Here is a 25,713-nt window from a genome sequence, read left to right on the forward strand (position 1 = left end):
TCAAAGGTTCTCAGAAGTTACTGTATTTCTAAATCACTTTTGTGCAAACAATAACTAGCCATCATTCCTTCTCGATGTATCAACAAATGTTAGGGCGGCACACCAAAAACAAAGGCGAACCAATCGGTTCGCCTTTGTTTATTTAGATTCTACAAAAATTAATCTTCGTAGTTATCGATGCTTGGGCATGAACAGATTAGGTTACGGTCACCGTATACGTTATCTACGCGATTTACCGTTGGCCAGTACTTCCAAGATTTGGTCGCTTTAGACGGGAAGCAGCCAATCTCGCGAGAGTAAGGGCGGTCCCAATCTTCAGCTGAAAGATCAACTTGTGTGTGTGGCGCGTTAACAAGTGGGTTGTTATCCAGTGGCCATTCACCGTTTTTCACTTTCTCCATTTCTTCGCGGATAGCGATCATCGCATCACAGAAGCGGTCTAGCTCTTCTAGATCTTCCGATTCCGTTGGCTCAACCATTAGCGTGCCCGCTACAGGGAACGACATAGTTGGTGCGTGGAAACCGTAGTCCATTAGACGCTTCGCGATGTCTTCTTCGCTGATACCTGTTTCTTCTTTCAGCGGACGAATGTCGATAATACATTCGTGCGCTACGCGGCCATTTTTGCCACGGTAAAGAACAGGGTAGTGTTGGCGAAGTGTTTCCATCACGTAGTTTGCGTTCAGAATTGCTACTTTTGTAGCATCTGTTAGGCCAGCTTCGCCCATCATTGCGATGTAAGCCCAAGAGATAGGCAGGATAGAAGCGCTACCCATATCTGCTGCTGATACTGCGAAATCTGCGCCTTCTACACCGTCTTCAATATGCCCTGGTAAGAAAGGAGCTAGGTGAGATTTCACACCGATAGGACCCATACCCGGACCGCCACCACCGTGCGGGATGCAGAAGGTTTTGTGTAGGTTTAGGTGAGAAACGTCTGAACCGATGAAGCCTGGTGATGTTAGACCAACCTGCGCGTTCATGTTAGCGCCGTCTAGGTAAACCTGACCACCGGCGGCATGAACCATTTCACACACTTCTTTCACTTTCTCTTCGTAAACGCCGTGCGTCGAAGGGTAAGTGATCATAATGCTTGATAGGTTGTATTTGTGTTTCTCGATTTTCGCTGCTAGGTCGTCGATGTCGATGTTGCCTTCTTCATCACACTTAACCACAACCACTTTCATTGACACCATAGATGCTGTCGCAGGGTTAGTACCGTGCGCAGAGCTTGGGATCAAACATACGTTGCGGTGACCTTCGCCACGGCTTTCGTGGTAGCGTTGAATCGCGATAAGACCTGCGTACTCACCCGATGCACCAGAGTTTGGTTGTAGTGAGAATGCGTCATAGCCAGTGATTTCACATAGCTTTTCTTTAAGGTCTTTTGCGAGTGCAGCGTAACCAGCTGCTTGTTCTGCTGGTGCGAACGGGTGGATCGAACCAAACTCAGGCCAAGTTACTGGAATCATCTCTGCTGCTGCGTTCAGCTTCATCGTACAGCTGCCCAGTGGGATCATGCCGTGCGTGAGTGAGAAGTCTTTGTTCTCTAGCTGTTTTAGGTAACGCATCATCTGTGTTTCGCTGTGGTGCGTGTTAAACACAGGGTGTGTTAGATATTCTGTTGTGCGGCGCAATGCTTCTGGAATGGCTGCAAACTCGTTGCCTGCGATTTCAGTTGATAGTGCTGCGACTTCTTCTTTCACACCGAATACTGCGAATAGGGCTTCTACATCTGCCACGGTTGTAGTTTCGTCGAAGCTCACACCTAGCTGAGTACCCAACTTACGTAGGTTGATGTCTGCGGCTAGTGCTTTCGCGTATAGGTCTTCAGTTTGTGCACCTGTGTTGATAGTGATGGTGTCGAAGAAGCTGTTGTGAGCAAGCTCGAAGCCGCCTTTAGTTAGGCCAGCGGCTAGGATGGCTGTCATGTGGTGTGTACGACGAGCAATAGTGCGTAGACCTTCTGCGCCGTGGTAAACCGCGTAGAAAGACGCCATGTTCGCTAGCAGTGCTTGAGCAGTACAGATGTTTGATGTCGCTTTTTCACGACGGATGTGCTGTTCACGCGTTTGCATTGCCATACGCAGTGCTTGGTTACCATTGGTATCGATAGAAACACCGATAACACGGCCAGGCATTGTACGCTTGTGCTTATCACGCGTTGCCATGAAAGCAGCGTGTGGACCGCCGTAACCCATCGGCACGCCAAAACGTTGTGCTGAACCGATTGCTACGTCTGCGCCCATTTCACCTGCAGGTTTAAGTAGGGTAGAAGCAAGAAGGTCCGTTGCTACAGTCACTAGTGTTTTGTTTGCTTGCGCTTTAGCGATGATGTCCGTTAGGTCACGAACTTCACCTGTTGTACTTGGGTATTGAACTAGTGCGCCGAACACGTCTTGCTCTGGTAGTGATTCTAAAGAACCAACCAAGACTTCAAAGCCGATGAATTTCGCACGAGTTTTTACCACTTCGATGGTTTGTGGGTGAACGTCGTCAGCAACGAAGAATACGTTGCTCTTGCTTTTACCCGCACGCTTACAAAGTGTCATCGCTTCTGCTGCTGCCGTTGCTTCATCGAGCAATGACGCGTTCGCGATTTCCATACCAGTAAGATCCATCACCATTTGTTGGTAGTTTAGAAGTGCTTCTAAACGACCTTGTGAGATCTCTGGTTGGTAAGGGGTGTAAGCGGTGTACCAGCCCGGGTTTTCCATCACGTTGCGTAGAATCACGTTCGGCGTGAAGGTGTTGTAGTAACCCTGACCAATGAATGTACGTTTAACTTGGTTCTGATCGGCGAACTTACGCATTGCTGCCAGCATGTCTGCTTCGCTTTTCGCTTCTGCCAAGCTCATTGGTTGCTCTAGGCGAATTTGTGCTGGTACGGTTTCGTCGATAAGCGAATCTAGGCTAACTGCGTTGATCGCTTCCAACATTTTCTGTTGGTCAGATTTGTTTGGTCCATTGTGGCGAGCAACGAACTCGTTTTGTGTGCTGAGGCTTTGAAGTAATTCAGTCATTGTCCTTTACCTACTCCTTGGTTCGGGTAACGGATTTGCGTTACTGATAAATTAAATTATACGTCCGAACCTAGAAAAAAAGCTGTTCTCTAAACAGGCTAGGGAACAGCTTTCGTCACATCCTAATTACTCTTCTTCGATAGAGTTTAGGTATTCGTCTGCGTCTTTCAGGTTATCTAGTTCAGATACATCAGACATCTTCACTTTTACGATCCAGCCACCTTCGTACGGCTCTTCGTTAATTAGCTCTGGGCTGTCTTCTAGTTCTTCATTGATTTCTACGATTTCACCAGTGATTGGTGCGTAGATGTCTGACGCTGCTTTTACAGATTCAACGAGAGAGAAGCTTTCACCTGCTTCAACTTCGTCTTCTACGTCTGGTAGGTCAACGAATACCACGTCACCTAGCATTTCTTGTGCATGCTCAGAAATACCAATTGTTACTGTGCCGTCACCGTTGTCACGTACCCACTCGTGGCTATCTGCAAACTTCAGTGTTTTGTCCATTGCTTAATCTCCGAATAACTTGTCAGGAATTATTATGATTTCAAAAAAATCGTTTACTGGTATAGAGGAAAGCGACTGCAAAGTTCTTTTACTTCTTTGCGAACGCGTTTTTCAACTTCTGCGTCACCTTCAGGGTTGTTCACTAAACCGTCCAGTACGTCACCAATCCAATTACCGATGAGTTTGAATTCTTCAGCGCCAAAGCCGCGGCTTGTACCCGCAGGCGTTCCTAAACGGATGCCCGATGTAATCATAGGCTTCTCTGTATCGAATGGGATGCCATTTTTGTTACATGTGATCCCAGCACGCTCTAGAGCTTCTTCTGCTTTATTGCCTTTCAACCCTTTCGGACGAAGGTCAACCAGCATTAGGTGCGTGTCTGTACCACCAGTTACGATGTCGCAACCGCGAGTTTGCAATACTTCCGCTAGGACTTTTGCGTTATTGATCACCGAATCAATATAAGTTTTAAATTCAGGGCCAAGCGCTTCACCAAATGCGACCGCTTTGGCTGCGATAACGTGCATCAGTGGGCCACCTTGTAGGCCAGGGAATACGGCTGAGTTGATTTTCTTAATGATGTCTTCGTGGTTAGTAAGAATCATACCGCCGCGAGGGCCACGCAATGTTTTGTGTGTTGTAGTCGTAACAACGTGTGCGTGTGGCAGTGGGCTAGGGTGTGCGCCTGTTGCGATAAGACCAGCGATGTGCGCCATGTCGACCATAAGAATTGCATTTACTTCGTCTGCGATTTCACGGAATTTTGCAAAGTCGATAGTACGTGGAATGGCGCTACCACCTGCGATGATCATTTTAGGTTGGTGCTCAAGTGCTAGCTCACGAACATCTTCGTAGTTGATTTCCAGTGTTTCGCGATCAACACCGTATTGAACTGCATTAAACCATTTACCAGAAAGTGCTGGGCGTGCGCCGTGCGTCAGGTGACCACCTGCGTCTAAAGACATACCAAGAATGGTGTCACCAGGTTGAAGCAGTGCCAGCTTTACTGCGCCGTTTGCTTGTGCGCCTGAGTGTGGTTGAACGTTTGCGTATTCACAATTGAAAAGTTTTTTTGCGCGTTCGATAGCAATGGCTTCCACTGTATCTACGTGCTCACAACCACCATAGTAACGGCGACCTGGGTAACCTTCAGCGTATTTGTTTGTTAGGCACGTGCCTTGAGCTTGCATTACCGCTTTAGACACGATGTTCTCAGAAGCGATAAGTTCGATTTGTTCGTTTTGGCGAGCGGATTCCGCTTGAATTCCAGCAAAGACAGCATCATCTGTCGCAGAGAGGTTGGTAGAGAAAAAGTTTTCCAAGCTGTGGTTAGGGTAACTCTTATTCATGGTAGTTGACCTTCCAAATCTGAAAATGAACCCGCAATAGATGAGTTATGATTTGCGGTTGTGGTTCATTTGTCCTCAAAAACAGCTGAACTGCGTAGCAGAACAGAGTGAACATCCGGCCCTAAATTTGGGCAAAAACTCCGTTGGATTGCGTGTTTCCTTTACCAATCTCTTACGGAAATATGCATCTCTACATCTAACAAGTTGGTAACATAGCGCCTGTGACGGGAACAATCAACCAAAAATTTCCTATAGGAAACAAGATTTCAAAATTTGTTAACAAGAGCACGCTTTAATTCACTTGGTGGACTTCTATCCACTATGTGCTTCATGCACAATGCGAGTAAGACAAAAAATATGGATATCTATAGAGGGATTTATGGCAGAAAGTATTTACGATGAATACCCATCGATGACGTTGGCAAAAGAGCAACATGACCAAAATATCGAGCCGTTAAAACTGGGCCAGCGTATTAAGGATATCCGCTCGAAACTCGGTATCACATTAGAAGAAGCGAGTCAGCGAACCGGACTTGCTCGATCTACACTGAGCAAAATAGAAAATGAGCAGATCTCCCCGACGTTTCAAGCGATGCAAAAATTGGCACTAGGCTTACAAATTGACATGCCACAACTCTTTGAGCCACCTAGAAAAAAGGTAGCGACAGGGCGCAGGGATGTTACCAAGAAGAATGAAGGTAAACCACACCCAACACAAACCTATGAACATGAACTGCTCGCGACACAACTTTCCAATAAGAAAATGATGCCGTTTAAGAGCCAAATTCGAGCTCGTAGTTTTGATGAATATAAAGACTGGGTTCGTCATGACGGCGAAGAATTTTTACTTATCTTATCTGGCGAGGTTATGTTCTATTCTGAGTTTTACGAACCTGTTGTTTTAAGCGAGGGAGACAGCGTTTATTACGATGCAAATATGGGACATATGTTGACCAGTGTTAGCGAGGAAGATGCGCTCATTTTGTGGGTGACAGCCAAATAGTGATAAATACTTGTAAATTTCCTATAGTGAAAGCAAACGATTGCTGTTGGTGGTCGTTATGATGAAAAGGCGCTTTTTTGATGAGAACTTGCTCATTAAAGCGCTTTTTTTGTACGATTTGTTGTGATTAAAATGTTAAGAGTCACACTTTTGCAAGTCGATCTACGTCTTGTTCGTGCAAAATAGAATGAGCCATGTTTATTATTGGAAACACATCGAATGCCGATAGCATTCTCGGGTCTATCTAAATGGAGACGAAAATGACTCAAGAACTACTGAAAACACCACTACACGCACTTCACGTTGAAGTTGGTGCCAAAATGGTCCCGTTCGCGGGTTACGATATGCCTGTTCAGTATCCTCTAGGCGTAAAGAAGGAACACTTACATACTCGTGATGCGGCAGGTCTGTTTGATGTTTCTCACATGGGACAGCTTCGCCTAATTGGTGACGGTGCAGCTGCGTTCCTAGAAACATTAGTCCCAGTGGATATTGTGGATCTTGAGTCTGGTAAACAGCGTTACGCTTTTTTCACTAATGAAGAGGGCGGCATCATGGACGACTTGATGGTGGCTAACCTAGGCGATCATCTGTTTGTGGTTGTGAACGCAGCATGTAAAGCGCGAGATATCGCACACCTACAAGCGCATTTACCATCTGGTGTTGAGCTAGAAATTATCGAAGACCGAGCTCTACTTGCAATCCAAGGCCCTAAAGCGGCGGCTGTATTGGCGCGTTTTGCACCAGAAGTTTCTGAAATGCTGTTCATGGATATTCGTAAAGTCGATATTTTAGGCGCCGAGTGCATTGTTTCTCGTAGTGGTTATACAGGCGAAGACGGTTACGAAATCTCGGTTCCTGCTGACAAAGCGGAAGAGCTAGCACGTAAACTGACTGCGGAAGATGAAGTTGAATGGATTGGCCTTGGTGCTCGTGATTCACTTCGTCTTGAGTGTGGCCTTTGTCTATACGGTCATGACCTAGACACAACAACAACACCTGTTGAAGCGAGCTTGCTATGGGGTATCCAAAAAGTTCGTCGTATTGGTGGTGAACGTGAAGGTGGTTTCCCTGGTGCAGGCATTATTCTTAAGCAGATTGAGACTAAAGATGTGGCGCGTAAGCGTGTGGGTCTAGTAGGTCAAACCAAAGCGCCAGTGCGTGAAGGTGTTGAACTGTTTGATGCTGACGGCGTTAAAATTGGCGTTGTAACCAGCGGTACGGCGGGCCCGAATGCAGGTAAGCCAGTCTCAATGGGGTATGTTCGTGCGGATTTGGCGGCGATTGGTACTGAAGTGTTCGCTGAAGTGCGTGGCAAAATGCTACCAATGACAGTTGAAAAAATGCCGTTCGTACCACAACGCTACTACCGTGGTTAAAACGAATTGAAACAAAAATGCCGAGCTTTGTAGCTCGGCATTTTTATGTCTTCTTTTCGCTTGTTTGCTTTTAGTTTACTGCTTCATCAATAGTACAGCACATATCAATAACGATATCTTCAAGCTTTTCCGGATGAATCATCTCTTCTTTTGCGATCCCAAATTGAGAGGCCATAATGGTATTAAACAATTCCCAATGCTTGATCAGCAGTTTTTCGCGATTATCTGCAATATCCGGCCATGTTTCTTGCATCATTGGCGCGAGACTGACAGCACCATGTGCGAAGATCAACATTTGCCATTTTGATTCCCACTGATCAAACTGTGCATTAGGGTTTTCGCTGTTGTACTGCTCGAAAATTCCGGTAAATATCGCAGCGAACTCATCTTTTGACTTTAAGAAATACTGCAGCAGAGCACCGTCATCGCCTTGTCGAATGGCATCGGCGATCATCTGTACTGGATGAGGATTGACGAGAGCAAATGCTAGCATGCGAACCATAAACAGATAAATTTTTCTATTCGAAGGTGTGTTCTCCGGCATTTCATTGATGAGTTCAGCCATATAGCACTGCATGAACTCGTCCATTGCATCGCTAACCGCTTGCCAGATTTTCTCTTTGCTGCCGAAGTGGTGACGGATCAAACTATGTGAAACACCAGCCTTTTCACTGATATTGCGCAGCGAGACACGCTCGTAACCAAGTTCACAAAACATATCTGCTGCCACTTTAAGGATCAGACACTTAGTTTGTTCTGCTGCTTCAGCACTTCTACGCCCCTGCTTTCTTTCATTCATAGTTCGAATTTTCCCGAATATTAATCACGCGCTTACTTTTACCAGAAACCGAACGCTTTGACTAATTAATTTGCTATCCACCTGGAAAATATGTTGATCAATTTCAAATTCTGCTTATACTGCACGGCTGTGTAATATATAAAACCTACGGAGAAAGCGGGTGCGAAAACAATATTTAAAGCGCACTTTAGTTGGCGCAGTGGTGACATTAAGTCTTTCTGGGATGCTAACTGGGTGTAATAAAGCCATTTCTGAGCCGTCTGAACCTTTAATCAAACCTGTAAAATTACTGGCGGTGAAAGACCTAGAACTTGAAGACTCGCACGCCTTTTTAGCGCGTATTGATGCAACACATCGCGCGCAGCTTTCTTTTCAGGTTGGTGGAGAGGTAGATGAATTACGTGTACGCATGGGTCAAAAGGTCCAAAAAGGTGAAGTGCTCGCAACGTTAGACCCTAAAGATCTTCAGCTTGCGTTAGATGCCGCTCAAGCGCAGTACGCGTTAGCGAAAACACAATGGGACCGCTCGAAAAACCTTTACGGAAAAAAACTCATTAGTACTGATGAGTACGATCAGAAAGAAACTCAATATAAAGCGGCATTGGCGAACTACGAACAAGCTAAAACCGATTTGAGCTATACCAAAATTCACGCACCGTTTGATGGCATAGTGTCATATACCTATGTCAACCCATTTCAGGTAGTAGCAGAGAAGCAGGAGATCTTGAATCTCATTGATAACACGACGTTGGATGTGTCGTTCACCTTGCCAGTAAGTTATGCGGAATCTGTATCACTTGAGTCACTGGAAAACTCCGATATGTGGGTGACGATGGATAGCGAGCCAGGAAAACGTATTCCTGGGCAATTTAAAGAAATTTCGACACAGCCAAACATCGATACCAATAGTTATGAGGCGATCGTGACCATCACTCGACCAGAAGATCGCAATTTGCTGACAGGTATGACAGGGCAGGTACACATTGCTAAACAACATGTATCGGACGCGATGACGTTACCTCAGTCTGCTTGGGTCAACAAAAATGGGACGCAAGGTGAAGTTTGGGTAATGGACAGAAGCACGCAGCAGGTCAATAAAGTCACTGTGTCACTTGACGCAGCAGGTGGTGTGAAAGCCGGGCTTGATAACAATGATTACGTTGTTATTGCTGGTGTTGAGAGACTGGTTGAAGGACAAGTGGTGAAAGCTTGGGTTCGTGAGGGAGGCATTTAATGAAACGTTCTCTATTTACGATCTCTGCGATTGCACTTGCAGTTTTAACGGGGTGCAAAAATGAAAACCAAGCTATCGTCGAGCAGCCACTTTTTGTGTCGACTATCTCGGTGGATGCACCAGTACAAAGTCAACATCGCGCGTTCAAAGGCATAGTAGTGCCTGCAGAGCAAACGCCAATGGCATTTCGCCGCGCTGGGGAAGTTCAGCACGTATTGGTTAAAGCGGGTGACGTTGTGAAGCAGGGGCAAATGATCGCAAAGCTAGATGATAGCAAAGAGAAGCAAGCCGTGAATGACGCAGAAGCACAATACACACTCGCAATTCGTCAGCTTAAACGCGGTGAAGACTTGCATGCACGTCAAATGATTTCAAAAGCGGAACTTGATGAGCTAACCGCCAATAAAGAGCTAGCTGAGGCTACTTTCTATAACGCGACCAATCAATTGAATTACACCCGTTTATTCGCCCCGTTCGCCGGTAAAGTATCCGATGTTTTCAAAGAACGTTTTGAGCGTGTGGCAATTGGTGAACCCGTGTTAAACCTATACCAAAACGATTTGGTTTACGTGCGTATTGAGCTTTCCGACAATGTTTTAGCGATGGTAGACCCAAACTCAGACAGCATGAGCTACAAGCCTAGAGCAACCTTCTCCGGCATCGATGGCAGATTTGCTTTGGACTATTTAGAGCACACAAGTGAACCCAACGCTGAAACTCAAACCTACGAAATGTACTTGACGATGCCACAGCCAAAAACAGAGATATTGCCGGGAACCAGCGTAAGCGTTTTGGTCGATATGGTGAAGGCGGGCATTACCTCTATCGATGGTTACAGTGTTCCTGTCACGGCGCTTCAAGCAGGCAGTGAAGGGAATGAGTTCTTTGTGTGGAAAAAAGAAGGTGACATTGTCACACGAGTGCCTGTCATGATTTCTCAAGTGAATGGCAATGGAGCCATTGTGTCGTCAGGTGTTAGCCAGGGCGATATTCTGATTAATTCAAATCTGCGTAAATTACGCGAAGGTAAACATGTGGATGTTGTGGAGAATAACCAATAATGAACATTGCTGAGTATTCAATAAAAAACAAAGTCATCAGCTGGTTGTTCATTATTATCCTTGCTGTTGGTGGTTTAACGTCATTTTTGGAGCTTGGACGATTAGAAGACCCGGCATTTACGATCAAAGATGCCATGATCATCTCAACATACCCTGGCGCGACGTCAAAAGAAGTTGAAGAAGAGCTGACGTATCCTCTAGAAAAAGAGATTCGAAAACTCCCTTATATCGACAAAATTACCTCTACGTCTTCTAATGGTATGTCTCAAATAACGGTGAGCATGGAAATGGACTATGGTCCTGATGAACTGCCGCAAATTTGGGATGAAATGCGCCGTAAAATTAATGATTTACGACCATCATTGCCTCAAGGTGTTCAGTCTTTACAGATCATTGATGATTTCGGTGACGTTTATGGCGTGATGTTAATGCTCACTGGTGACGATTACGACTATGTAGAGCTGAAACGTTATGCGGATTACCTGACCCGTGAAATCGAGCTTGTTGATGGTGTTGGTAAGGTAGACATCACGGGCGATCAGCAAGAAATGCTATTCGTTGAGATCTCACTTGATCGCCTTGCTGCACTGAACTTAGACATGAATGTGGTTTCGAGCTTGTTGAACCAGCAAAACAATGTGGTTTCAGCAGGTGAAGTGATGGTCAATGGCGAAAGCCTTGTTATTCGCCCAAGCGGCACCTTAAACACAGTAGAAGCACTAGAAAATCTGATCATTCATGGCCGTGACACAGGAAATCTAATTCGTCTAAAAGACGTAGCAACGATTTCTCGCGGTATTCAAGAGAAGCCAAGCAACGTCGTACTCTTTAACGGTCAAAAAGCGATTAATATCGGTATCTCGTTTGCATCGGGTGTGAATGTGGTTGAGGTTGGTGAACGTTTGGATGCGGAGCTCGCGAGCCTTGAGTCTATCAAGCCTGCTGGCATCGATATGAACTACTTTTACAACCAAGCCAATGAGGTGGATGAATCTGTTAAAGCGTTTGTAATTAGTCTAGCGGAGGCAGTGGCGATCGTAATCATTGTGTTGCTGTTTACTATGGGTTTACGCAGTGGTGTCATCATAGGAGTTGTGTTGTTATTGACGGTATTTGGTACCTTCATCTTGATGAATTACAACAACATCGAACTGCATCGTATTTCTCTTGGCGCGTTAATTATTGCCTTGGGTATGCTGGTTGATAACGCGATTGTTGTCGTGGAAGGCATATTGGTTGGCCTAAAGAAAGGGCGTACCAAAGTTCAAGCGGCTGTCGATATTGTAAAGCAAACACAATGGCCTTTGCTGGGCGCAACTGTTATTGCAATTACGGCTTTTGCACCTATCGGTTTGTCGCAAGATGCGACAGGTGAGTTCATGGGCTCTCTATTCTGGGTGCTGTGTTTCTCACTATTTTTAAGCTGGATTACCGCCATTACACTGACGCCTTTCCTTGCCGATCTTTTGTTGAAAGAGGAAAACAAAGAGCAGGGTACTAGCGAAGATGATCCTTATAAAGGCTGGTTGTTTGTCGTATTTGGGGCATCGCTGAAATTTGCATTGCGATTCCGCTGGCTTACCGTTGCTGGCATGGTGGCGCTATTAGTGGGTGCTGTCGTGGCATTTGGTAATGTAAAACAGCAGTTCTTCCCACCATCGAATACGCCGATGTTCTACGTGGATATGTGGATGCCAGAGGGTACTGACATTCGTGAAACGATCAAAAAAGCTGAAGAGGTCGAAAGCTACATTCGTCAGCAAGATGATATTGACTTTGTTTCTGCTTCGATTGGGCAGGGCCTACAGCGTTTTGCTTTAACCTATCAACCAGAAAAAAGTTACGAAGCGTACGCGCAGTTCCAAGTTCGCGCGACTGATCGTGAGAAAATGTTTGGTTTGCTGCATAAGTTAGATGCGAATCTGGCGAAAACATTTGATGCGCCTACGTTCCAGTTTAAATTGATGGAATTTGGTCCATCACCAGCGTCTAAGATCGAAGCGCGTATTACTGGCCCTGATCCACAAGTTTTACGTGACTTGGCGGTGCAAGTTGAAGACATCCTTCATACCGATCCTGGTGCCCGAAACATTCGTCACGATTGGCGAGAACGCACCAAGGAACTTGTACCCGTTTTCAATGAGTCTAAAGCTCGTCGCTTAGGTATTTCGAAAGAAGATCTTTCAAGCACACTGCAAATGGCGTTTGGTGGTAGCACCTTAGGTTACTTGCGTGATGGTACACATACGTTGCCAATTATGACACGCCTTCCTGAAGAAGAACGCGTAGATTTTGAATCACTACAAAACGTGACCATTTGGAGTCCTTCGTTGCAAACGTATATTCCGGTTGATCAAGTGATTGATGGCGTTCAACTGGATTGGAGTGAGCCGCTAATTCAGCGTCGTGACCGTAAGCGTACGTTAACCGTTCTCGCGGACCATGATGTGTTGAGTGACGACACGGCAGCAAGCTTATTTGCTCGTGTACAGCCTAAAGTGATGGCATTGCATGTTCCAGAAGGATACGAAATCACATGGGGTGGTGAGTACGAATCATCCAAAGATGCACAAGAAGGCCTATTCGGTTCATTGCCGATGGGTTACTTGTTGATGTTCATCATTACTATTTTATTGTTTAACTCAATCAAAAAGCCGTTGGTCATTTGGTTCACCGTTCCGTTAGCGATCATTGGCGTTGCTTTTGGTTTGCTTACCACGAACATGCCGTTCAGTTTTACAGCATTCCTTGGTTTGTTAAGCCTAAGTGGCATGATTTTGAAAAACGGTATTGTGTTGCTTGACCAAATTAACCTTGAGTTGGAGTCTGGTAAAGATCCTTACCTCGCGATTGTTGATAGTGCGATAAGCCGCGTTCGTCCGGTAAGTATGGCGGCACTAACAACTATCTTGGGGATGATTCCACTGGTCTTCGACGCCTTCTTTGGCTCGATGGCAATAACGATTATGGCAGGTCTTGGTTTTGCTACTGTACTGACACTGATAGTGGTGCCAGTGATGTTTGCAATTCTGTTTAGGGTAAAACCGACCACTGCATAGGGACTCCTGGCTATTTGCCAGCTTCCTGCCTAGCCCTGAAGGTTTTCTTCGGGGCTTTTTTGATCTTACTAATATATACCAAACCATTCATTTGCTTGATTTTAATGATTTTCTTACGATTACAATGCAAATCATGCGTATACTGATGTAACGACACATCAAAGATTGAGATTACATGAATAAGCGCATATTAAACGGACTCTTCTTCGTTGGTTCTTTCACCTTGGTTGGCTGCACCGCGACGGATAGCATGCCGACAGAAACCAAACAACCTGCCCCTAAAGTCAACAGTGTTAGTGCTGAAGTAATTTCCAGTTGGATTGATAGTAAGGTTTTAGCCCCTGAAGGGCTGTCGCTCGAGCAAGACAATCTACGTTATCTATCGGGTAGCGCCGACCTAAACAGCGACGGAAAGGCAGAACACATAGTGTTGCTTCAAGATCGCTATTTCTGTGGTAGTGGTGGCTGCTCTGCATATATGTTTGATAATGAGGGAAACGTTATTAATCGAATGTCGGTAACTCGCACGCCTATTGTACTAGCCGACAGTTACAGTAATGGTTGGCAGGACTTTATCGTTTGGAGTAATGGCTCATATCGACTCATGAGTTACAACGGTGAGTCTTATCCAAGTAACCCGTCACTAGAGCCAAAGGTGGATCGAGACGCTAACCAGCAGGCGGCAATCGCAAATGTAATGGCGACAGAGCTTTATCAGCAAGACGGCTATGACATTCTGCCCGCAGAGTCAAAAACCTTGTGGACGCCAGCTAACGTTTACCACTTTACCTTCAAGCACTACGGTGACCCGCATAGCGCTTATCAAGCAACGGTGGATATGAGCAGTGGGGAAGTAGACATTGTAGCCGTTCCGGCTGCGGAATAAAAAACACCTCCCTTAACCGGAATTAAAGGGAGGTGCTAAATGCCAAATTCGAGGGTGGCATTGTTAACCGGAGTCGCTCTAATTAAGCTGCGACTTCTTGCTTCGCTTCTGCTTTGCTTTTTAAGAATGCGTAAGTAAAGCCAGTTACCGCTGTACCCGCTGCAATAGCCACTAAATACATTAATACTGGTGAAATTGCGTTAGGAATTAGCAGCACGAATAGACCGCCGTGTGGTGCCATTAATTTCGCACCGAATAGCATCGATAGGGCACCAGTAAGCGCGCCACCTGCCATACAAGATGGAATCACGCGCATTGGATCTTTCGCAGCAAATGGAATTGCGCCTTCAGAGATGAAACACAGGCCCAAGACAAATGATGCTTTACCAGCCTCACGTTCATTTTGTTCAAATTTGTTCTTCGCAATGAAGGTCGCTAAACCCATACCTAGCGCAGGAACCATACCTGCGGCCATGATTGCCGCCATTGGTGCGTAAGTTTGTGAAGCCAGAAGGCCAACACCAAATGCGTAAGCGGCTTTGTTTACCGGGCCTCCTAGGTCGAAACACATCATTGCGCCAAGGATAATACCCAGTAGTACTGCACTGTCAGATCCCATGTTGTTTAGGAAGTCAGTTAGGCCGTTCATGATGCCTGAAACTGGGCCGCCTACGATGTAGATCATGACAAGACCAGTGAACAATGTTGCTACAAATGGAATGATCAGAATCGGTTTAAGCGCTTCCATCGATTGTGGGAGTTTTACTTTGTCCGCAAGGAGCTTCGCTGCATAACCGGCAATGAAGCCAGCTGCGATACCACCTAAGAAACCAGCACCCGTTGAACTCGCTAGCATACCGCCAACAAGACCAGGAGCCAGACCCGGACGGTCAGCAATTGAGAACGCGATGTAACCAGCAAGTACAGGAATCATCAATGCGAATGCAGAGCCACCACCAATGTTCATCAAGGCTGCTGCTAGTGTGCCTTCTTCTTTAAATGCTTCAATACCGAACACGAAAGATAGTGCGATGATCAAACCACCTGCAACGACAACAGGAAGCATGTGCGAAACACCCGTCATTAGGTGTTTGTAAGCGCCTTTTTTCTCTTCGGTGGTAGATGAAGAGTTAGCTGAACCAGAATGCTGATACACAGTGGCTTGCTCGAATGCTTTGTCCATCTCTTCGGCTGTTTTTTTCAGAGCTGGGCCTGTTTTCGTGCGGTACATCTTTTTGCCGTTAAAGCGATCAAGTGGCACTTCAATATCCGCAGCAATGATCACCAGATCGGCATCTGCAATTTCTTGCTCAGTCAGTTGGTTTTTAGCGCCAACTGAACCACGAGTTTCCACCTTGATTTGATGACCACGACGCTTGCCTTCTTCTTCTAAAGCTTCTGCCGCCATAAAGGTATGCGCAACGCCAGTAGGGCATGCCGTGATTGCAACAATCTTCTTTGATGTTGCTTCAGCAATGATAGGGGCTGCAAGTGTGGTTGCTTTTTCAAGTAAAGTGGCGTTTTCAACCGCTTGCTGGAGAAACGCAGTTGCGTCTTTTGCTATTTCGTTAATTTCCGCTTGGTAAACCTTTTTTCCTACAAAACGAGAAGTGTCGACGCTAGTATTTGCCGCAATGACAATGACTTCTGCTTGTTCAACGTCAGCTTCCGTCAATAGTGTTGGTTCAACCACACTTGATTGACATTCTATTTTGGCATTCCAGTTTAATTTTGCGGCGGCTTGTTCTAGTAATCCTGCCGCAAGGATGCTATTTGCTACACCGCTCGGACAGGCAGTAATAATGGCAATATTCATACGATAACCTTCTGTTCCTTAGTTTTGTTCTAAGTTTGTAATAGGGTAAAGCGCGCTAACTTCAGTTTGTCGCTTGATATTTTCCAGTTCTTCCTGACTGGTTAGCCCTACGCCAACTTGACTAACTGCCAAAGCAGAAAGTGCCGTAGCGAAGCGCAATAAATCGTTTTTAGGCATCAGTTGCATGTGGCCCCAACACAAGCCAGCGACCAGCGTATCGCCTGCGCCAACGGTGCTCACTACATTCATTCGAGGCGGTTTTGCACTAAGCCATTCGCCTTGGTTGAGCCACATAACACCGTCAGGTCCCATAGAAACCACGATGTTTTCTATGCCCTTGTCGCTCAGTGTTTGCGCAGCAGCTTGGCATTGTTCAGGCGTTTCTAGATGTTCGCCAACAAAATCACCAAGTTCTTCATCGTTAGGTTTAATTAACCATGGGTGAGCTTCAATACCTGACTTCAATGCGGCTTTGCTACTGTCGAACAACACCTTTTTGCCTTGTTGATGCAGTGCTTCTATCCATGCAGCGCATTGTTCGGCGGTTACGCCTCTAGGTAAGCTACCTGCAAGTACAAAGTAATCATGCGTCTCCGCTAGACGAAATAGTGTCTCCTCAAAGCGAGTAATTTCGTCGGCCGCTACTTGAACGCCAGGGAAGTTGATATCACTGACGTTGCCATTGGCCTCAACCAGCTTAACGTTGATACGAGTTGCACCTTGTACTTCTACAAACTCATTCTTAACGTTGATGTCATTGAAAAGCTGATGAAATAGCTCAGGGTTATCTTTACCGAGAAAGCCGGTAACCGTGACGTCTGCGCCTAAATCGCTCAATACTTTTGCTACGTTGACACCTTTACCAGCAGCGTGGAGATTGCTTTGCTGTACTAAGCTCACGGAACCAACGTTTAGTTCATTTACTGAACCTGTTAAATCCAATGCTGGGTTGAGCGTAATAGTGACAACCTTATTTGTTTTGTTTGTCATATCGGATCCTTAACCTTCACCAAGGCCAGAAGCGATTGCATTTCCGATAGACTCCAAGGCTTGCGGCGCATCAGGGCCTTCTGCTGTAAATTGAAGTTGGTGACCGTGCTTAACGCCCAGCGCGATGACTTTCATTAGGCTCTTCGCGTTTACTGCTTTTCCATCTCCGTCTAGGTTGGAAACACGTATAGTGGATTCAAACTTTTTCGCTTCTGCGACTAACATTGCCCCCGGACGAGCATGTAGGCCGTGAGAGTTTTTGATTTTAAATACAGCGGTATTGCCTTCTTCTGAAGGTGCGGCTGTGACTTCTTCACCTTTGAACAAAGCAAGAATCTGTTCTACTGATGCATCTAAAAGCTTGCCGTGTTCATTGTTAAACACAATGTTAGAAAGCGTTTTTAGGATAGGTTGGTGAGCATTGTTACATGCCGCGAACGCGACAAGTGCACGCACTTTTTGACCTTCATATTCGCAGTCGTTTGCCGTCGAGACAAATGACACACCTGTGCGAGTGACATGTTTGTCACTGCCAATTAACCACAGGCCATTACCTAAGTGAGTTGGTTGTTTGGTAACGAGATCTGCAACGAACTCGTTATCAGCACATCCAGTATTTTTTAACAGACCACCAGCAACAGCACTCATCTGTAGCATGTCGCTCGCAGGGAACATCAGTTGAATTAAAGAAGCGTCAAAGTCTGCTTCAAGCTGAACATCACCGTGCAGTAGGGCGATGATCTCGTCTTCGTTTTTTGCATTACGCAGACGCTCTTCTACGCCATCTGCGCCTAGCACTTTGGTGAGCTGTTTAAGAATGCCAAGGTGTTCATCAGATTTAGCTGCGATACCGATAGCGACGAACACAGTATTGCCATCACCCCAGTCGACACCTTGTGGGAAGTGATGCACAGCAACACCCGTTGTTTTCACCATTGCACGAGTGTCGGTTGTACCGTGCGGGATGGCGATACCGTTCCCCAAAAACGTAGAGTTTTGGTTTTCACGGTTTAGCATGCCTTCAACGTAACCGCGTTCAACTAGGCCTTTATCAGTCAGGCTATGAGCAATACTCTTTATTGCTTCAAACTTATTTGTCGCTGATTGCGAGAGGGTAATGTCGTTCTTATTTAGCTTAAGCATGGTGCTTCTCCAGCCTTAAGGTATCAATTTAAAAATGTATTCTGTGTGAGAAGTTGAACGCCGCTTCTTCTGAGCGCTTATCACTCCTCAAACCTTTTATCTTTCAAGCTAAATCGATTCAGCTTGTTGGTAAATTTTTTAAAAGACTCAGAAAAACTGTTTTAAAAACTGACGTTAACAAATGAGTCTTTGGCGCTGTCCTATAGCCTAGCCTACAAATTGGTTTGTTGTGTATTCAGGTGATTTACGTCAATTTTTAAGTTTTGCTGAATCCTTTCAGCTTTTATACTGAATCGGTTCAGCTTATAATTCAACTTATCGAAAGATCGTTGATGTATTAATATGATCGCGCGCACAGAATAAGGTTTAGAATATGACACTGGATGAAATAGCCAAATTAGCGGGTGTTTCTAAGACAACTGCTAGCTATGTGATTAACGGAAAAGCGCAGAAATACCGCATCAGCGAGAAGACTCAGAAAAAGGTGATGGCCGTTGTAGATGAGTACAATTATAAGCCAGATCATGCGGCGTCTTCCTTGCGGGCAGGTAATTCACGCTCATTTGGGCTTATCATCCCAGACTTAGAGAACACCAGTTATGCGCGTCTTGCAAAGTTGATAGAGCAGAACTCTCGGAAAGCGGGGTACCAAATTTTGATTGGCTGCTCTGATGATGATCCTGATACAGAGCAAAAGGTGGCGGAAGCATTAGTCAGTCGTCGTATTGATGCGTTGTTTGTGGCAAGTGGTATGCCCACTGCAAACGAGTATTATCTTAAGTTGCAAAATTCTGGTACGCCAGTTATCGCGCTAGACCGTCCAATGGATGATGAGCACTTTTGTTGTGTCATCAGCGAAGATTTTGATGCCGCACTTGAACTCACTCAGTCAGTACTGTCAGAGGATATAAAGTCCATTGGCTTAATCGGTGCATTGCAAGATCTTCAAGTCTCAAAAGAGCGTGAGCTTGGTTTTCTATCTGCTTCTCAACAAGGTGGTAAAACGGCAACAGTGGGTTATGGACAACACTTCTCCCGGGAAGAAGGCAAGAAAGTCTTAGAGAGATGGTTAACAGAGAACGCATTGCCAGATGCCATTGTTACAACGTCATACACACTGTTAGAAGGTGTGTTGGATGTAATGCTAGAAAAACCAGAACTGATGGGAAAGGTGCGTTTAGCGACATTTGGTGATAATCGACTGCTGGACTTTTTGCCTGTGAAAATCAACTCTTTGCCTCAACAGTTTGAGTTGATCGCGGACAGCGCAATGGAGTTAGCACTCAATGCTTCCGCTAAGCGTTACAAGCCTGGCGTAGAACTTATCCCGCGTAAAATTGTGAAACGTCACTAAGTAACTAAATAGGTTGCTCAAAGCTTTACTTCAGCCGTCAGCGCCACAAATGCGTGGTCGCTGGCGTTTTTATCTCTGTCATAAATCGGGTTGATCAGATGTTGGTTAGACACCTGATAGTCAACAACCTCGGCAACCGATATATCTGATAAGGTGTCAAACTCTTGTGAGAGCAAGATATAGTCGAGTACGTTCCCAGTGGAAAAATGATAGTGCGTGGCGGGGCGTTCATCCTTCTGAGCGTCACTTTGCAATATCCAACCATCTTTGAGTTGTAATTCAGTGACACTGTCACCAGCGTTGGATACCAATGCGCTGTTAACGCTGATAGGAGTGATAGGTTGATTCATATCGCCCATTAACACTGTCGGCATTGGTTCTTTTCGATACCTCTTTTGCATCGCGTCTCTTAACATCGCTGCTTCCCAGCCTCTTTGCTGGGTGGATAACCAGCGCCCAATAATCGTGCTAGACGTTTCTGGTTGTTCTGAGTCGGCCGGGCGTTGAGATTTCAGGTGCGTTACGTAAACGGCGATATGACCAAGTACAGGATGTATTACTTGGGCATAGATAGGTTTGCGACTGAACTCTGGAACAACACTTACTCCAAAAGGCTCAAGCGTTGCTAAGTCAAACTCTACCGCTTGTACTTTTTCTATTGGAAACCGAGATGCAATTGCCACAACAGGGCTTGAGTAAATGTACTCATCTTCAACATGTGGGGTGTCAACGGTCGCAAAGTAGGGGTAGCCGATGGTTGAAAAAAATTCCTGGGTCTTCTCGATACTGAACACTTCTTGTAAGCCAATCACGTCGCCTTCCAGTTTTTCAACTTGACGTTGCGTCCACGAAAGTTTGTCTCGCCATTGCTCTAACGAGTATATGTTCTCGAAATCATAGTAGGCGTTAGGCGGTGCGACAAAATTAAACAAGTTCGCAGTGACAAAGGTAATTCTACTTGGTTGAGACAAAGTATTCGCTCTTTTCAACAATAACTTAGAGAGTATATACCTTCAGGTTGCGTAATTGCAGCTTCGTTTGAGCTACGCATCGAGATACAAGCTAACGAGCGACAAGTTAAATGGGTTAAGAGGTGCTCAAACGCCAAGGCGAATCGGTGATTGAACATCGGCAGAGGTTTCTATTTTTAAGCATTGCGTTTAAACTTCAGGGCATCAAATAGTAAGAGTAAGTAACATGACCCAAGATTACGACCACGAAGAGTATTTAGAAGGCGAAGAGATTGAGATCGAAGCGATTGGCATCGATGTTGATGCGCATCCAATCGAACTATACAAGCTTTTTAAAATCGCAAACTTGGTCAGCGGTGGCGGCGAAGCAAAACATATCATCGAGGAAGGCTATGTCGCGGTGAATGGTGAACTAGAAACACGTAAGCGCCGCAAGATGTATGATGGTGACTTTTTTGAGTTTAACCAGGAATATTATGTTGTGGTTTGCGATGCGCCAGTAACCGAACCTGAAACGGCAGAGCAAAAAGCAGAAAAGAAAGCGAAAAAAGAAGCGCAGTCTTCTCGTAAAGATAAGTCTCGTCAAAGTAAGTCACCTAAAGCCTCTGGGCCTAAATCAACAGGCCGTAAAGCGGCACATAAAGAGCGTAAAGCGCAGAAAGAAGCGTTGTCTCAGTCTGCTAAGAAAGGCAAAAAAGAAGACAAACCGCAAGCCACTCGTGATCCGAAGAGCGGACGTAATTCTATTGATTTTTTCTAGGGAAATGAACGCTTAACTAAATAAGTGACATCTGAGTAAAACTAAAAAGCGCCGAGCATATTATATCGGCGCTTTTTTGGTTTCACTGTGCTGTAAGTGGGCAGTGTTAATGCACTGTCGTCTCGATGTTTAGGCTATCTGTCCAGTGATGAATGGCGCAAGGCTTTCCTAAGTAAAAGCCTTGGTAATAATCCAAATTAAGTTGATACATAGCTTGTAGCTGCACGTCTTCTTCAACCCCTTCTATAATGACTTTTGCTCCCATATGATCCGCTAGATCAACGGCGCTATGTATGGAAAAGGTTTCTCCGGCACAGTAGTCTAGCAAATAGGAACGATCGATTTTGATGATGTCAGGGCAGAGCTGCTGAACACGTGCGATATCAGAATGTTGGGCGCCAAAATCATCGATAGCAAAGATAAAACCATTCGCTTTCATTAACTGTACGGCTTTGATTAATAAATCCGTATCTCCGCATGACTCTTCGACTACTTCAAAAACTACGTCTGTTGGGCTCATACCAAGTTCGGAAAGGCGTTTGTAAAGCAGGCCGTTATCTTTAAAGCCCATGTCTTTGGTTAGTGTGAGTAGCGTTTGAGGCATGACGTTAAGAAACAGTTTGATCGGTGTCCCTGCGAAATAGCGTGCAAAATTTCGAATGTGCATTGCTCTGGATAAAAACTCTACACATAAGCGAAAGTAGGGATCAAGACCATTATTGGCCAGAAACACGTCAGGGCGAATTAGGGAACCATCAATGCCACGAATACGCAGTAAGGCTTCCATACCAATAATACGTTGGCGTCTATCAAAAATTGGCTGATAAACACTGTGAAAAGTGAATTGATTGAGAACTACGTAATATTCACCAAGATTATCTTGTTTTATGTATCGCTCGTAGTCGGATTGATTCTTTAACTCCATGAAAAACGCCGAAAATTTAGCATCTTGTCAATGTAACAGGGTGCAATTCTGATTTGAAGAATCAAATGTGCCTAATTACATATGCGGTTGAGTTAATTTGAAATGGCTTCCGATTTTGCTTCAATATGGCGAAAAATAAGTGACAGACCAAAACAAATTAAGAAGTAAGCAAGGCCGACAATCAACCAAATTTCAAATATATACCCTGATGAATTTGCCATCTCTGTCCCAACAAACGTCATTTCTTGTATCGAAATCAGTGAAACAATAGAGGTGTCTTTCACCAAAGAGATGGTTTGACCGGCAAGTGCAGGTGTGATTGATTTAAGCACCTGTGGCGCGATAACAAATCGGTATTTCACCCATCGAGACAAGCCCAATGAGTCAGCCGCTTCCCACTGACCTTGGTCGATACTTTGTAAACCACCGCGCACAACTTCTGCAATGTAGGCAGAAGAGAGTAAGCCGACACATAACACGCCAGAGGCAAGGTTTTCCCAAAGGTTCGAAGGCCCAAACAGAAAGTGCTGTAGCGCATTTGGTTCGCCGTTGTAGTTTCGTAGAAGATCTTCCAAACCGAGTAACGGGATCAATTGGTTAGAAATGAAAAAGTAGAAAATAAAAACAAACACCAACGGAGGGATGTTTCTCACTAACTGGATAAACGCATTGGCAGGTGTGCGCAACCAAACGGAACGAGAGAAGCGTGCTAAGCCTAACAAAGTGCCAAACACTAATGCGAAGCTTATGCCCCAAACACTAAGCCTTAACGTCGAAATCAAACCTTGAAAGAAGTAGGGCAAACCACCATCTGCTCTAGGCGTGAAAAGTAATTCAAGCGCCTCTTTCCACTGCCACAAATAATGCACACCAACAGCGGACCGATGGTACAGCCAAACACCACCGATACCGAACATAACAAGTAGTACCCAGTCTAGTGTGTTTAATTGCGGTAAAAGGTAGCCTGTGCTGGATTTCGCGGGTACTGTGCGAGTGGTAGTGTGTTCGCCCAAAAATTTGACTCCGATAAGTTATGGAAAAGTAAAATGGATGATTGGAGAGTATAGGCTCGCGGCGTCCACGAGCCATTTAGATTACTGGCCTTGCGCGACTTGATCTTGCCAATCTAATGTCGAGAACCAGTATTCATAACGTTGTTTTAACCATCCATCTTGGGTTCTTGCTTCAATCCATTTATTGAAAAAGGCCTTTTTATCTTCTTCCCCCAAGCGAACTGCAAAGGCTTCGTTACCTTTTGATAGTCGCTCAGAGAATGGAAGGAATAGTTTGTCGCTGTGTTTCACTGTCTCATGTTCTGGTTTTGGGCTAGAAGCAATAACCGCGTGGGCGTTACCATTCAGCACCTCTTGGAACGCTTGCGCGTCGTCATCAAATTGCAGGATCTTCGCTTTCGGGAAGGTTTCTCTGGCTACTTGAACGGTGAATGCGCCGCGACGAGCCGCAATTTTTACGCGTCGTGAGTCAAAATCCGAAAATTCGCTAAAACCAGAGGCGAGTTCTTTGTTTGCTGCTACTTGAACGCCTGAGTGCGAGTAGGGCTCAGTAAACAAGACGCTTCTGGAACGCTCAGGCGTAACTGACATGCCACCGATGATCACGTCGAACTTTTTCGCCAGTAGTGCGGGAATAATGCCATCCCACGCAGTCGGTACGAATTCCACTTTCAAACCTGAATCTTCTGCTAAGCGTTTGGCAACATCGATTTCAAAACCGATTAACTCGCCTTGCTTGTTACGCATTGCCCAAGGTACAAATGTTGACATACCAACGCGCAAAGTGCCTCGTTCTTTGATTTGATCTACATTGGGTGTGGCGACATCTTCTTTCGCGATTGTAGGCATAGCTATGGCTAGCCCTAATAATGCAGTAATGGTCGCTTTGAATAACTTCATGTTATCTCCTTATAATTTGCGCCAACTGGCTCCGAGTTTGTGTTCTAGCCATGCAGACAAGCCAGAAAGTGACAGAGTGAGAGCAAGATAAATTGCTGCCACGGTAAACCAAATTTCGAACGGCATCGCCGTCTCTGAGACGATGTTGCGTGCCTGTGTTGTTAGATCAAAAATCGCCATCACGCTTACAATGGAAGAGTTTTTGATCAAAGAAACCACTTCATTGGTTAATGGCGGTAATGTGCGCTGTAAAACCTGAGGCAAAATTACGTCTTTGTAGGTGTAAAACGGTGATAGCCCGAGAGTTTGTGCTGCTTCGAATTGCCCTTTAGGAATACTGTTTAAACCTGCACGGAATATTTCCGCGGTGTAGGCACCTTGGAAAAGGGATAATGCCAAAACGGCGGTGCTGAATCGGTCCAAACCAATCACGGGGCCAAACACGAAGTAGAGTAAATAGATTTGCACCAACAACGGCGTGTTACGTATTACTTCGACATAAGTGGTACCAATAACATTGCCGACTTTCGAATCGCTCAGCCTTAGTAACGCGGTAACCAACCCTAATACTAAGGTAAAAAATAGACTAATAGCCGAGATGTTAAGCGTGACCAATAGCCCATCAATAAGTTCTGCCGGCCACCATTCGCCATCTTCATAAAAAGCGATGTAATCAGGTACGCGCTCCCATTGCCATTGATAGCCCATAGCGTCGGCACCAGAGTCCAACACCCACACGATCGCGATGAAGAGGAGCGTCATTTGCAGTAAAGCTTGAAGGACAGGTTTGATTACGCGAACTATCATCAGTAACTTAAAATTTGGTTCAAAAATGCTTGGGTTCGTGGATGCTGTGGTGTCTCAAATAAGGCGACTGGAGAGTTCATTTCCAAGATTTGGCCTTCATCCATAAATACCACGCGGTTCGCTACTTTTTTGGCAAATCCCATTTCATGCGTGACGCAAATCATCGTCATTCCGCTTTGAGCCAGCTCAACCATGACATCCAACACTTCGTTGATCATTTCCGGATCAAGCGCTGAAGTTGGCTCGTCAAACAGGAGTAAATCCGGTTCCATACACAAGGAGCGGGCAATCGCGACGCGTTGCTGCTGACCGCCAGAAAGCTGGATAGGATACTTACTCGCTTGCTCTTCAATATTGACTCGCTTTAGGTAATGTTTTGCGCGTTTTTCAGCTTCTTGTTTTGATAATTTGAGTGTGCGAATCGGCGCTAAGGTGAGGTTTTCCAGTACAGTCAAGTGAGGAAAAAGGTGAAAGTGTTGGAACACCATGCCGATTTTACCGGGCTTGAGAGATTTTGCGTGAGAAGGCTGGTCGAACACATGAAGCTGGCCTTCTTGAATCGATTCAAGATGGTTGATGCAACGAATGAGCGTTGATTTTCCGGAACCTGAAGGGCCACACACCACGACGATCTCGCCAGAATGCACGGAGAAGTTGATGTCTTTTAGAGCGTGGTAATCGCCATACCACTTATTTACGTCGCTAAACTCAACGACGGGAGTATTCTCTTTCAA

At 45.4% G+C, this 25,713-nt stretch carries 21 protein-coding genes; 8 read left to right on the forward strand and 13 right to left on the reverse strand.

Going from position 1 to position 25,713, the window contains the following annotated elements; translation table 11 throughout:
* Positions 1 to 158: 158 nt before the first annotated feature.
* From gcvP to R7E29_RS07965, 3 genes are all read right to left on the reverse strand, one after another.
* Positions 159 to 3,023 (reverse strand): aminomethyl-transferring glycine dehydrogenase, encoded by a 2,865-nt coding sequence (gene gcvP, locus R7E29_RS07955; RefSeq protein WP_054576017.1) that lies wholly within the window; start codon positions 3,021 to 3,023, stop codon positions 159 to 161.
* A gap of 126 nt (positions 3,024 to 3,149) precedes the next feature.
* Positions 3,150 to 3,530: a glycine cleavage system protein GcvH gene (gene gcvH, locus R7E29_RS07960; protein WP_005376432.1), complete on the reverse strand. Its 381-nt coding sequence runs from the start codon at positions 3,528 to 3,530 to the stop codon at positions 3,150 to 3,152.
* A 53-nt stretch (positions 3,531 to 3,583) separates the two neighbouring features.
* On the reverse strand, positions 3,584 to 4,879 hold the full coding sequence (locus R7E29_RS07965) for a serine hydroxymethyltransferase (RefSeq protein ID WP_005376430.1): 1,296 nt from the start codon (positions 4,877 to 4,879) through the stop codon (positions 3,584 to 3,586).
* A gap of 379 nt (positions 4,880 to 5,258) precedes the next feature.
* Between R7E29_RS07965 and R7E29_RS07970 the strand changes: the two genes are divergently transcribed.
* Together R7E29_RS07970 and gcvT are read left to right on the forward strand one after the other, a co-directional pair.
* Positions 5,259 to 5,882: a helix-turn-helix domain-containing protein gene (locus tag R7E29_RS07970; protein WP_005376429.1), complete on the forward strand. Its 624-nt coding sequence runs from the start codon at positions 5,259 to 5,261 to the stop codon at positions 5,880 to 5,882.
* A gap of 260 nt (positions 5,883 to 6,142) precedes the next feature.
* The gene (gcvT, locus tag R7E29_RS07975) at positions 6,143 to 7,261 is read left to right on the forward strand and encodes a glycine cleavage system aminomethyltransferase GcvT (protein ID WP_054576016.1); all 1,119 of its coding nucleotides are present in this window, start codon (positions 6,143 to 6,145) and stop codon (positions 7,259 to 7,261) included.
* Positions 7,262 to 7,331: 70 nt separating this feature from the next.
* Here the strand turns inward: gcvT and vdeR are convergent, their stop codons facing one another.
* Entirely contained in the window at positions 7,332 to 8,060 is a 729-nt protein-coding gene (vdeR, locus tag R7E29_RS07980) for an efflux transporter transcriptional repressor VdeR (RefSeq protein WP_017820966.1), read from the reverse strand.
* A gap of 160 nt (positions 8,061 to 8,220) precedes the next feature.
* Here vdeR and R7E29_RS07985 point away from each other — a divergent pair, with 160 nt between their 5' ends.
* The 4 genes from R7E29_RS07985 (at position 8,221) to R7E29_RS08000 (ending at position 14,300) form a co-directional block, all read left to right on the forward strand.
* Entirely contained in the window at positions 8,221 to 9,294 is a 1,074-nt protein-coding gene (locus R7E29_RS07985) for an efflux RND transporter periplasmic adaptor subunit (RefSeq protein ID WP_054576015.1), read from the forward strand.
* On the forward strand, positions 9,294 to 10,355 hold the full coding sequence (locus R7E29_RS07990) for an efflux RND transporter periplasmic adaptor subunit (protein ID WP_054576014.1): 1,062 nt from the start codon (positions 9,294 to 9,296) through the stop codon (positions 10,353 to 10,355). Before R7E29_RS07985 ends, R7E29_RS07990 begins: the two co-directional genes overlap by 1 nt.
* The gene (locus R7E29_RS07995) at positions 10,355 to 13,414 is read left to right on the forward strand and encodes an efflux RND transporter permease subunit (protein WP_005386052.1); all 3,060 of its coding nucleotides are present in this window, start codon (positions 10,355 to 10,357) and stop codon (positions 13,412 to 13,414) included. The genes R7E29_RS07990 and R7E29_RS07995 overlap by 1 nt, the downstream gene beginning before the upstream one ends.
* Positions 13,415 to 13,589: 175 nt before the next feature.
* Entirely contained in the window at positions 13,590 to 14,300 is a 711-nt protein-coding gene (locus tag R7E29_RS08000) for a hypothetical protein (RefSeq protein WP_005376411.1), read from the forward strand.
* 82 nt (positions 14,301 to 14,382) lie between these two features.
* On the opposite strand, the gene fruA is transcribed toward R7E29_RS08000, so the two are convergent.
* The 3 genes from fruA to fruB are packed head-to-tail and all read right to left on the reverse strand — an operon-like array spanning position 14,383 to position 18,249.
* The gene (gene fruA / locus R7E29_RS08005; protein ID WP_054576012.1) at positions 14,383 to 16,116 is read right to left on the reverse strand and encodes a PTS fructose transporter subunit IIBC; all 1,734 of its coding nucleotides are present in this window, start codon (positions 16,114 to 16,116) and stop codon (positions 14,383 to 14,385) included.
* Between the two features lie 18 nt (positions 16,117 to 16,134).
* Positions 16,135 to 17,106 (reverse strand): 1-phosphofructokinase, encoded by a 972-nt coding sequence (gene pfkB, locus R7E29_RS08010; RefSeq protein ID WP_054576011.1) that lies wholly within the window; start codon positions 17,104 to 17,106, stop codon positions 16,135 to 16,137.
* Between the two features lie 9 nt (positions 17,107 to 17,115).
* Entirely contained in the window at positions 17,116 to 18,249 is a 1,134-nt protein-coding gene (gene fruB, locus R7E29_RS08015; RefSeq protein ID WP_054576010.1) for a fused PTS fructose transporter subunit IIA/HPr protein, read from the reverse strand.
* 373 nt (positions 18,250 to 18,622) lie between these two features.
* Between fruB and cra the strand changes: the two genes are divergently transcribed.
* The gene (gene cra / locus R7E29_RS08020; protein ID WP_005386066.1) at positions 18,623 to 19,603 is read left to right on the forward strand and encodes a catabolite repressor/activator; all 981 of its coding nucleotides are present in this window, start codon (positions 18,623 to 18,625) and stop codon (positions 19,601 to 19,603) included.
* A 17-nt stretch (positions 19,604 to 19,620) separates the two neighbouring features.
* Here the strand turns inward: cra and R7E29_RS08025 are convergent, their stop codons facing one another.
* Positions 19,621 to 20,574 (reverse strand): endonuclease/exonuclease/phosphatase family protein, encoded by a 954-nt coding sequence (locus R7E29_RS08025; protein WP_258630355.1) that lies wholly within the window; start codon positions 20,572 to 20,574, stop codon positions 19,621 to 19,623.
* Positions 20,575 to 20,800: 226 nt separating this feature from the next.
* Here R7E29_RS08025 and R7E29_RS08030 point away from each other — a divergent pair, with 226 nt between their 5' ends.
* Positions 20,801 to 21,334 carry an RNA-binding S4 domain-containing protein gene (locus R7E29_RS08030; RefSeq protein WP_005376400.1) on the forward strand — a complete coding sequence of 178 codons (534 nt, stop codon included), beginning with the start codon at positions 20,801 to 20,803 and terminating at the stop codon, positions 21,332 to 21,334.
* A 106-nt stretch (positions 21,335 to 21,440) separates the two neighbouring features.
* On the opposite strand, the gene R7E29_RS08035 is transcribed toward R7E29_RS08030, so the two are convergent.
* The 5 genes from R7E29_RS08035 to R7E29_RS08055 form a co-directional block, all read right to left on the reverse strand.
* Positions 21,441 to 22,259 carry an EAL domain-containing protein gene (locus R7E29_RS08035; RefSeq protein ID WP_054576009.1) on the reverse strand — a complete coding sequence of 273 codons (819 nt, stop codon included), beginning with the start codon at positions 22,257 to 22,259 and terminating at the stop codon, positions 21,441 to 21,443.
* Positions 22,260 to 22,351: 92 nt separating this feature from the next.
* Positions 22,352 to 23,272 carry an amino acid ABC transporter permease gene (locus tag R7E29_RS08040; RefSeq protein WP_054576008.1) on the reverse strand — a complete coding sequence of 307 codons (921 nt, stop codon included), beginning with the start codon at positions 23,270 to 23,272 and terminating at the stop codon, positions 22,352 to 22,354.
* 81 nt (positions 23,273 to 23,353) lie between these two features.
* On the reverse strand, positions 23,354 to 24,172 hold the full coding sequence (locus tag R7E29_RS08045; RefSeq protein ID WP_054576007.1) for a transporter substrate-binding domain-containing protein: 819 nt from the start codon (positions 24,170 to 24,172) through the stop codon (positions 23,354 to 23,356).
* A 9-nt stretch (positions 24,173 to 24,181) separates the two neighbouring features.
* A complete protein-coding gene (locus R7E29_RS08050) occupies positions 24,182 to 24,979 on the reverse strand; it encodes an amino acid ABC transporter permease (RefSeq protein ID WP_005376396.1) in 798 nt (265 codons plus the stop codon).
* Positions 24,979 to 25,713 carry an amino acid ABC transporter ATP-binding protein gene (locus tag R7E29_RS08055; RefSeq protein ID WP_005376395.1) on the reverse strand — a complete coding sequence of 245 codons (735 nt, stop codon included), beginning with the start codon at positions 25,711 to 25,713 and terminating at the stop codon, positions 24,979 to 24,981. Before R7E29_RS08055 ends, R7E29_RS08050 begins: the two co-directional genes overlap by 1 nt.

Source organism: Vibrio sp. Vb1729, assembly GCF_033338655.1.
Classification (GTDB): domain Bacteria; phylum Pseudomonadota; class Gammaproteobacteria; order Enterobacterales; family Vibrionaceae; genus Vibrio; species Vibrio alginolyticus.

What these genes read in the sequence shown, in the direction of transcription:
- gcvP (WP_054576017.1), bottom strand. Translation starts at nt 3,023, where the DNA reads ATGACTGAATTACTTCAAAGCCTCAGCACACAAAACGAGTTCGTTGCT.
- gcvH (WP_005376432.1), bottom strand. Translation starts at nt 3,530, where the DNA reads ATGGACAAAACACTGAAGTTTGCAGATAGCCACGAGTGGGTACGTGAC.
- R7E29_RS07965 (WP_005376430.1), bottom strand. Translation starts at nt 4,879, where the DNA reads ATGAATAAGAGTTACCCTAACCACAGCTTGGAAAACTTTTTCTCTACC.
- R7E29_RS07970 (WP_005376429.1), top strand. Translation starts at nt 5,259, where the DNA reads ATGGCAGAAAGTATTTACGATGAATACCCATCGATGACGTTGGCAAAA.
- gcvT (WP_054576016.1), top strand. Translation starts at nt 6,143, where the DNA reads ATGACTCAAGAACTACTGAAAACACCACTACACGCACTTCACGTTGAA.
- vdeR (WP_017820966.1), bottom strand. Translation starts at nt 8,060, where the DNA reads ATGAATGAAAGAAAGCAGGGGCGTAGAAGTGCTGAAGCAGCAGAACAA.
- R7E29_RS07990 (WP_054576014.1), top strand. Translation starts at nt 9,294, where the DNA reads ATGAAACGTTCTCTATTTACGATCTCTGCGATTGCACTTGCAGTTTTA.
- R7E29_RS07995 (WP_005386052.1), top strand. Translation starts at nt 10,355, where the DNA reads ATGAACATTGCTGAGTATTCAATAAAAAACAAAGTCATCAGCTGGTTG.
- R7E29_RS08000 (WP_005376411.1), top strand. Translation starts at nt 13,590, where the DNA reads ATGAATAAGCGCATATTAAACGGACTCTTCTTCGTTGGTTCTTTCACC.
- fruA (WP_054576012.1), bottom strand. Translation starts at nt 16,116, where the DNA reads ATGAATATTGCCATTATTACTGCCTGTCCGAGCGGTGTAGCAAATAGC.
- pfkB (WP_054576011.1), bottom strand. Translation starts at nt 17,106, where the DNA reads ATGACAAACAAAACAAATAAGGTTGTCACTATTACGCTCAACCCAGCA.
- fruB (WP_054576010.1), bottom strand. Translation starts at nt 18,249, where the DNA reads ATGCTTAAGCTAAATAAGAACGACATTACCCTCTCGCAATCAGCGACA.
- cra (WP_005386066.1), top strand. Translation starts at nt 18,623, where the DNA reads ATGACACTGGATGAAATAGCCAAATTAGCGGGTGTTTCTAAGACAACT.
- R7E29_RS08030 (WP_005376400.1), top strand. Translation starts at nt 20,801, where the DNA reads ATGACCCAAGATTACGACCACGAAGAGTATTTAGAAGGCGAAGAGATT.
- R7E29_RS08035 (WP_054576009.1), bottom strand. Translation starts at nt 22,259, where the DNA reads ATGGAGTTAAAGAATCAATCCGACTACGAGCGATACATAAAACAAGAT.
- R7E29_RS08045 (WP_054576007.1), bottom strand. Translation starts at nt 24,172, where the DNA reads ATGAAGTTATTCAAAGCGACCATTACTGCATTATTAGGGCTAGCCATA.
- R7E29_RS08050 (WP_005376396.1), bottom strand. Translation starts at nt 24,979, where the DNA reads ATGATAGTTCGCGTAATCAAACCTGTCCTTCAAGCTTTACTGCAAATG.